Annotated in this window: 3 protein-coding genes and 1 pseudogene; all 4 read left to right on the top strand. The window is 65.7% G+C overall.

Features of this window, described 5'->3' with window-relative positions:
* Positions 1–128: 128 nt before the first annotated feature.
* The gene (pilM, locus tag WKI94_RS11710; RefSeq protein ID WP_337845905.1) at positions 129–1,277 is read left to right on the top strand and encodes a type IV pilus assembly protein PilM; all 1,149 of its coding nucleotides are present in this window, start codon (positions 129–131) and stop codon (positions 1,275–1,277) included.
* A complete protein-coding gene (locus tag WKI94_RS11715) occupies positions 1,270–1,896 on the top strand; it encodes a flagellar protein FliT (protein WP_337845906.1) in 627 nt (208 codons plus the stop codon). Before pilM ends, WKI94_RS11715 begins: the two co-directional genes overlap by 8 nt.
* A gap of 34 nt (positions 1,897–1,930) precedes the next feature.
* Positions 1,931–2,491, top strand: coding sequence for a type 4a pilus biogenesis protein PilO (gene pilO / locus WKI94_RS11720; protein WP_337845907.1), 561 nt, complete (start codon positions 1,931–1,933; stop codon positions 2,489–2,491).
* Positions 2,488–2,980 (top strand): annotated as a pseudogene (locus WKI94_RS11725) (competence protein); the annotation flags it as partial. The gene pilO and the pseudogene WKI94_RS11725, both read left to right, overlap by 4 nt.

Below are 2,980 nucleotides of genomic sequence, written 5' to 3' on the forward strand. Positions count from 1 at the left end.
AAGGGTTTTGCCGAGGTGCAGGAGGTGTTGGAAGGGATGCTTCGGGAAAGGTATGCCCCCCGTACACAGACGCTTACACATAAATCTTGACACGACCGTGAGGTTTATAGGTTTAGGAAGGAGGGCATGTGGTTCAAAGGCTGTTCAGCCGTCAGAGCGCATTGAGCCGTTTATTCAAACCCCGGGTGGAGGCCCTGGGCCTGGAGATCGGGGCGGCCAACCTCAAGCTGGTGGAGATCTCCGGAAACCCCAAAACCCTTAGGGCCTTGGCCATCCGGCCCACCCCTCCGGGCACCATCGTGGACGGGCTCATCGCCGAACCCACCGCCCTGGCAGGGGAGCTAAAGGAGCTCTTGGCTGAGGCCCGGACCAAGAAGCGCTACGTGGTCACCGCAGCCCCCAACCTCTCCGTCATCCTGCGCACGGTCCAGGTCCCCAAGATGCCCGCCAAGGAGATGGAGGAGGCGGTGCGCTGGGAGGCGGAGCGCTACATCCCCTTCCCCATAGATGAGGTGGTCCTGGACTTTGCCCCCCTAACCCCCCTGGAGGAAGCCGAGGAAGGGGAGCAGGTGGAGGTCATGGTGGGGGCTGCCAGGAAGGAGAGCGTGGCCGGGCTCATAGAGGCCCTGCGGGGCGCAGGGCTCATCCCGGTGGTGGTGGATGTGAAGCCCTTCGCCGGGCTCTACTCCTTGGAGGAAGGGCTTAGGGAGGGACCCTTGGCCCTTGCTGTGGACATCGGGGCGGAGAGCACCAGCCTGGTCCTCACCCAAGGGGACCGGCCCTTTTACGCGCGCATCCTCACCCTCTCGGGCAAGGACTTCACCGAAGCCATCGGGAAAGCTTTTGGCCTAGACTTCTTGGCCGCGGAGGAGGTCAAGCGCACCTACGGCCTGGCCACCATCCCCACGGAGGACGAGGAGCTCCTTTTGGACTTTGACGCGGAACGAGAACGGTACAGCCCAGCCCGCATCTACGATGCCATCCGCCCCGTTCTGGTGGAGCTCACCCAGGAAATCCGGCGGAGCCTGGAGTTCTTCCGGGTGCAGATGGGGGACCTCCAACCCGAGGTGGGCTACCTCATGGGGGGTGGGAGCAAGCTCAGGGGCCTTTCCACCCTGCTCACGGACACCCTGGGGGTAAGCTTTGAGGTGCCCAACCCCTGGGAGGGCATCGCCGTGGACCCCAAGCGGTTTGACCCCGAGGAGCTCAAGGCCCTTGCCCCCGAGTTCATGGTGCCTGTGGGTCTAGCCCTGAGGGGGGTGAGTCCCCTTGATTAGGCTAAACCTCCTCCCCAAGGACCTCCGCCGCCGGGTGGAACCCGGCTGGTGGCGGCTTGCTGCTTCCCTTCTCGCCCTCTTTGCTCTCCTCCTTATGGGCTTCCTCCACTACACCGCCTATACGGAGCTTGCGCTCGCCCGCTCGGAGCGGGATGCTCTTAAGGCCGAGGTGGAGGCCCTAAGGCCCTTCATCGCCGAGCAAAACCGGTTGCAACAGGAGCGGAAGACCCTCGAGGCCCTCCTCTCCATCCGGGAGGGCTTGAGGAAGGGGTTCGTGCCCTGGTCGGACTACCTTGCGGCCTTTATCGGGCAGATCCCGCGTACCGGGGGCCGGTTCCCCGTGGCCCTGCGCTCGGTGAACACCCGCACCATCCCGGAGGAAGAGGCCAATCGGGCTAAAGAAAGCGGAACCTTTGACGGCAAGGCGGTGCGGGTGGAGTTCGCCGTCCAGGGGGAGGCCCTGAATCGGGAAGCCCTGGTGGGCTTTGTCCAGGCCTTTGAGTCCTCCCCCCGGTTTGGCATAGAGTTCCAGGGGGCCACCTGGGACGGGGAACGGGGGCTTTGGTCTTTCTCTGCCCGGATAGGGGCGACGGGGGGTGAGGGCAGTGCTCAACCTTAGCCGGCTGGGCCAGCGGGAATGGGCCCTTCTCGTCATGGCCCTCACTGTGGTTCTGGCCCTACTTTGGTACTTCCTTCTCATCGTTCCCCTACGCCAGGAAACAGAGACCGTGCGGAACGAGATCGCTACCCTTATCCCCGAGCGGGACCGGGGGAGACAAGCCCAAAGGGCCCTGCCGGAACTCCGGGCTGCCATTGCCGAGCTCCAGGCGGAACGCCAGGCCTTCCTAAGGGCTCTTCCCCGGGAAGAGCGGCTTGGGGAGGTGCTAAACGCCCTCCTCTCCGAGGCGGCAAGGAGCGGGGTGGCCGTGCGGGCCCTAAACCGCTCCCCCACCTCCGCCCCTGTGCCCGAGGTGCGGGCGGTGAACCTGGCCCTATCCTTGGAAGGGCCCTTCCCGGAAACCTACACCTACCTCAAAAGGCTGGAGGGGCTTTCCCGCTTCAGCTCCATTTCTGGACTCTCCTTGGCGGTGGCCGGAGAACCCACCCCTAACCCCATCCTGAACACCAGCCTAACCCTAACCCTGTACATGCTGGCCAAAGACGTGGAAGAACTCCAGGCGCCCGGAACCCCGGGCGGGGGAGGTGGACGGTGAAGGAACCAGAGCAGGGCCATGCCCAATCCACCTTGGCCCGCGTCCTCTCGGGCCTGCGCACCCTACCCCAGTCCACGAAGATCCTCCTAGTTGCCCTCCTTTTGGTGGCAGGGGTGGCCTTGTGGTACGTGGGGCTCTACCTGCCGGCCCAAGGAGGGCAGGAGGAAGCAACAGCGCCCCAAGCCACCCCTACCCCAGGCCCCATCGAGGCCCCACCCATCCCACCCCTCACGCCCAGCGAGGCGGTCCGGCAGGAGGAGCCCCAAGCCCCAAGCCCACAACCCCAACCCCCTCAGGCCGAGAAAACCCCCAAGACCACAGCCCCCCCACGGGCCGCCCAGGCCATCACCCCGCCGCCCAACCCCTTCGTCCCGCTGGTGGTGGCCACGCCCCCCCCATCGGCTCCATCCGCCCCCGCTGTAAGCCCCATCCCCCGGGGGGAGCCGGTGGCGGTGGCCACCCCGCCCCGGGTAGAGGTGCGCCCGCAAA

The organism is Thermus sp., assembly GCF_037444525.1.
Taxonomy (GTDB): domain Bacteria; phylum Deinococcota; class Deinococci; order Deinococcales; family Thermaceae; genus Thermus.

Bases quoted from the DNA above. Each gene is read 5' to 3' on its own strand.
- pilO (WP_337845907.1), top strand. From the start codon at position 1,931: ATGGCCCTCACTGTGGTTCTGGCCCTACTTTGGTACTTCCTTCTCATC.